Here is a 4,178-nt window from a genome sequence, read left to right on the forward strand (position 1 = left end):
GTTGGTGGTGATCCAGCAGGACGAGAAATCGCAGCACAAGAACAAGGCAAAGGCGCTGAAGGTGCTCCGCACCCGCCTTTACGAGCTGGAGCGGGAGCGGCTTGCAAGCGAGCGCGCGGGCGCCCGCAAGTCGATGGTGGGCTCGGGCGACCGCTCCGAGCGCATCCGAACCTACAATTTCCCGCAGGGACGCGTGACGGACCACCGGATCAATCTGACGCTTCACCGGCTCCCCGAAATCCTGGAGGGGCAGATGGACGAGCTGATCGGCGCACTGATCGGGGAGGATGAGGCCGAGCGGCTGGCGAGCCTCGATGAAGGTGCGTGAGGCGGTTGCCGCCGCGGCTCGGCGGCTGGCCAGGACCAGCGGGACGCCACGGCTCGATGCGGAACTGCTGATGGCCGAAGCGCTTGGGGTGGAGCGGGAGGAACTGCTCCTGTCGCGCCTAGATGCGCCCGCGCCGCCCGGGTTCGAGGCATTGCTCAAGCGGCGGGAGGCGGGGGAGCCGGTCGCCTACATCACCGGCCGCCGCGCCTTCTGGACGATCGAGCTGGAGGTGGGGCCGGGTGCGCTGATCCCGCGCCCTGACACCGAGACTCTGATCGAAGCGGCGGTGGAGCATTTCGGAGAGGCGGGGCCGAAGCGGATCCTCGATCTCGGCACCGGCCCCGGCACCTTGCTCCTGGCGGCGCTGGCGCAGTGGCCGGGCGCAACTGGGATTGGCGTCGATGCGTCCGAGTGTGCGCTGGCGCTGGCGCGGCGCAATGCGGGGCGGCTCGGGGTGGCGGAACGGGCGGAGCTTCGGATCGGAGACTGGGGCGAGGCGATAGAGGAAGAGTTCGACCTCATCCTCTGCAATCCGCCTTACGTGGAGGAGGCCGCCGATCTTCCGCTCGACGTCTCCGCCTTCGAGCCGCACGAGGCCCTGTTCGCCGGTTCCGACGGCCTCGACGACTATCGCCGCATCGCCCCCGGGATCCCGCGCCTGCTCGCCCCGGCCGGCATCGCCTGCATCGAGATCGGGGCTGGGCAAGAGCAGGCGGTCACCGTCTTGTTCGCCGCCGAGGGGCTAAGCGTCCGCCCGAGGCGCGATCTGGCCGGGCATGTGCGCTGCCTCCTTCTGGGCCATTGATCCAGTTCAGTCGCTTTTTCACTTGGTTTTGCAAGCGCAACTAGTTACATAGGCATCAGGGACGGGGCCTAACACAGCATTGGATGCGTGAGGCTTATCGTCGCCGACCCCCGATTGCTTCGGCGTCTTCGGACGATCCTGGCGTGAGGAGGCGGGAGCCGCATTGCGGCCGCCTGCCGAAGGTGTCGTGCAAATGTATCGCCGGGAAGGGCCCGGCTGATGGAGTGGCCAGATTAGACCACCTGTGAGGACCAACGTTTGATCAACAATCGTCAGAACGGCCGCAGGCGCGGCCGTGGCGGCGGCCCACGCTCGCCCAACAATGCGCCGAACCCGGGCAACAACCGCCAGGACAACCGCTCGCGCGGCAATGCGGCCCAGCTCCACGAGAAATACAAGGCGATGGCGCGCGACGCGCAGCTCGCCGGCGATCGCGTCCAGACCGAATATTATCTCCAGTTCGCGGACCATTATTTCCGCGTTCTCAACGAGAACCGCTCGCGCTTCGAGGAGCAGCGCCGTCCGCAGGGCGACTATATGTCGGACGAGGACGAGGATCAGGACCAGGACGAAGGCGTCAACGCCGAGGCCGAAGAGGCGCAGGGCCGTCAGGAGCGGGAAGAGCGTTACGAGCGCCAGCCGCGCCGCGACCGCTACGAGGCCGACGACCGGGGCGAGCGCGAGCAGCGCAATGACCGCGACCAGCGGAGCGAGCGCGAGCCGAGGCCTGAGCGCGAGGCGCGTCAGGAGGGCGAAGGCCGCGGCAACGGGCTTCGTCCCCGCCGCGAGCGCATCCGCCGCGATCGGCCGCAGGAAGCCTCCGAGGGGAGCGAGGGCGGAAGCGAAGAGCGCATCTCGCTCGACGTGCTCCCGCCGGCGATCGCCAACGATACGGAGGAGGCCGCAAAGGCGCCCCGCCGCCGCACCCGCCGTCCCCGCGACGGCGAGGAGATCGCTCCGGCGGCCTAAGCCTTCGGGTCCGAGAAACGAACACGGGCGGCAGTCGAAAGACTGCCGCCCTTCGCTTTTGTGCCTCTGTCACGGAAGCGAAACAGAAGGGTCACCGAACCGACGCTTGGGCCCCCTATCCCGGGTGCAGGCGAGCAGCAGAGGCTCGCGGGCAAAGGGGAAAATATGTCCATTCGCAAGATCGCCGGTTTCGCGTTCGTCGCGGCCACCATCGTCCTTCCGGGAGCGGCCGACGCCCGCACCCAGATCCGCGCGGTCGGGTCCTCCACCGTCTATCCGTTCGCAAAGGCGGTTGCCGAGCGCATGTCGCGCGCCAACCCGGCAGCCGGCACGCCCGTCATCGAATCCACCGGCACGGGCGCCGGCATGAAGCTCTTCTGCGCCGGCATCGGCGAGCGCTTCCCCGACATCGTCAACGCCTCGCGCCGCATCAAGGCGTCGGAGACCAAGGCCTGCGCAGCCAACGGCGTGGCCCAGATCACTGAGATCCAGATCGGGCTGGACGGCCTCGCCCTCGCCACCGCTAAGCGGTCGCCGCTCGCCGGCCTCAGCCAGCGCGACATCTATATGGCGCTCGCCAAGACGCCGTTCGGAAAGCCGAACAAGGCCAAGACGTGGAAGGATGTGAACGGCAAGCTCCCGGCCCTTCCGATCCGCGTCTACGGGCCGCCGCCGACCAGCGGCACCCGCGATGCGCTTGCCGAGCTGCTGCTGACGCCGCCTTGCGAAGCCAGCCCGGCAATGGCGGCGATGAAGAAGAGCGACGAGGCCAGGTTCAAGGCGATCTGCACTGCGGTGCGCGAGGACGGCGCCTTCGTCCAGGCCGGCGAGAACGACAATCTCATCGTCCAGAAGATCGAAGCCAATCCTGGGGCGATCGGCATCTTCGGCTATTCCTATCTCGAGGAGAATACCGACAAGCTGAAAGGCATCGCCATCAATGGAGTCGCGCCTTCCTACGACAGCATCGCCAGCTTCAAATATCCCGGCTCCCGCCCGCTCTTCATCTACGTGAAGAATGCGCATGCGCGGGCGATCCCGTCGATCCGCGCCTATGTCGCCGAATTCACGAAGGAATCGACCTGGAGCAGAAACGGCTACCTCGTTCGCCTCGGCCTCATCGCGGCGCCGGACGCGGTTCGGGCCCGCAACGCGCAGGTGGCAGCAAAGCTCGCGCCGCTGAACCTCGCCTCCGTCAAGTAGCGGCGGCCTTTGTCATCAATCTGAAACGGGCGCCCAATAGTCCGATGGGGCGGGGGCCTTAATCCGGGGAATGAAAATGACGAACAAGCCGTTGCTGCTGGCACTGCTGGCCGGCTGCTCGATGACTTTCGCAGCGGCGCCGGCAGTGGCGCAAGAAACGAGCGCCGATGACGGAGCGGAGGCGCAGGCGCCGCTCACTCCGGAAGAAGCCGCAGCCAAGGCCTCCTTCCTCCAGGAGCAGGTGGAATCGCTCCAGGCGCAGCTCGACGCGCTGAAGAAGCAGATGGGCGTCGTCACCCCGAGCTGGAAGGGCGCTCCGCAGTTCGAAGACAAGGAAGCGGGCTTCAGCTTCAAGCCGAAAGGCTTCATGCAGTTCGACGGCGGTTATGTGGGGACGCCGGGGCCCGAGCGGTCCGGAACGGTCGGCGGGCTCAACTACAACAATCTCGGCTGGAACACCCGCGCCCGCCGTCTCGTGTTCGGCGCCGAGGGAACGCTGCCCGGCGGCTTCGGCTACAAGGCGGAGTTCAACTTCGCTCAAGGCTCCGTGGATTACGAGGACGTGATCCTCACCTACCAGCGGCCAAAAAGCCCGCTTCAGGTCACCATCGGCAATTTCTATCCGCTCTCCAGCCTCGACACTATGACGAGCTCGCGCCTTGTCAGCTTCCTGGAGCGTGCGTCCTTCACCGACGCCTTCGGCTATAACCGCCGGCTCGGCATCGCCGTCGGCATGGTCGATCCCGCCGACCAGTATACGCTGACCGCAGGTGTCTGGAGCCAGGAGATCAACAACGCCTCGTTCAACCGCACCGGCTGGCAGGCGAGCATCCGCGGCACCTACTCACCAACGGTCGGCTCGGCGCGCCTGCA

At 66.9% G+C, this 4,178-nt stretch carries 5 protein-coding genes; all 5 read left to right on the plus strand.

Features of this window, described 5'->3' with window-relative positions; translation table 11 throughout:
- Positions 1-328: peptide chain release factor-like protein (locus VF662_RS08845; protein WP_464139995.1), on the plus strand; the 328-nt coding region annotated here is incomplete at its 5' end.
- Positions 315-1,133, plus strand: coding sequence for a peptide chain release factor N(5)-glutamine methyltransferase (gene prmC / locus VF662_RS08850; RefSeq protein ID WP_464139997.1), 819 nt, complete (start codon positions 315-317; stop codon positions 1,131-1,133). The genes VF662_RS08845 and prmC, both read left to right, overlap by 14 nt.
- 258 nt (positions 1,134-1,391) lie before the next feature.
- A complete protein-coding gene (locus VF662_RS08855) occupies positions 1,392-2,102 on the plus strand; it encodes a DUF4167 domain-containing protein (protein ID WP_464139999.1) in 711 nt (236 codons plus the stop codon).
- Between the two features lie 165 nt (positions 2,103-2,267).
- Positions 2,268-3,305, plus strand: a complete 1,038-nt coding sequence (locus tag VF662_RS08860; RefSeq protein ID WP_464140001.1) for a substrate-binding domain-containing protein — start codon at positions 2,268-2,270, stop codon at positions 3,303-3,305.
- Positions 3,306-3,381: 76 nt separating this feature from the next.
- Positions 3,382-4,178, plus strand: a 797-nt coding sequence (locus VF662_RS08865; protein ID WP_464140003.1) for a porin, incomplete at its 3' end; no start/stop codon positions are given.

It is taken from the genome of Allosphingosinicella sp., from assembly GCF_036387215.1.
Taxonomy (GTDB): Bacteria; Pseudomonadota; Alphaproteobacteria; order Sphingomonadales; family Sphingomonadaceae; genus Allosphingosinicella.

Coding starts and splice junctions, on each gene's coding strand:
- VF662_RS08860 (WP_464140001.1), top strand. CDS start 2,268: ATGTCCATTCGCAAGATCGCCGGTTTCGCGTTCGTCGCGGCCACCATC.
- prmC (WP_464139997.1), top strand. CDS start 315: ATGAAGGTGCGTGAGGCGGTTGCCGCCGCGGCTCGGCGGCTGGCCAGG.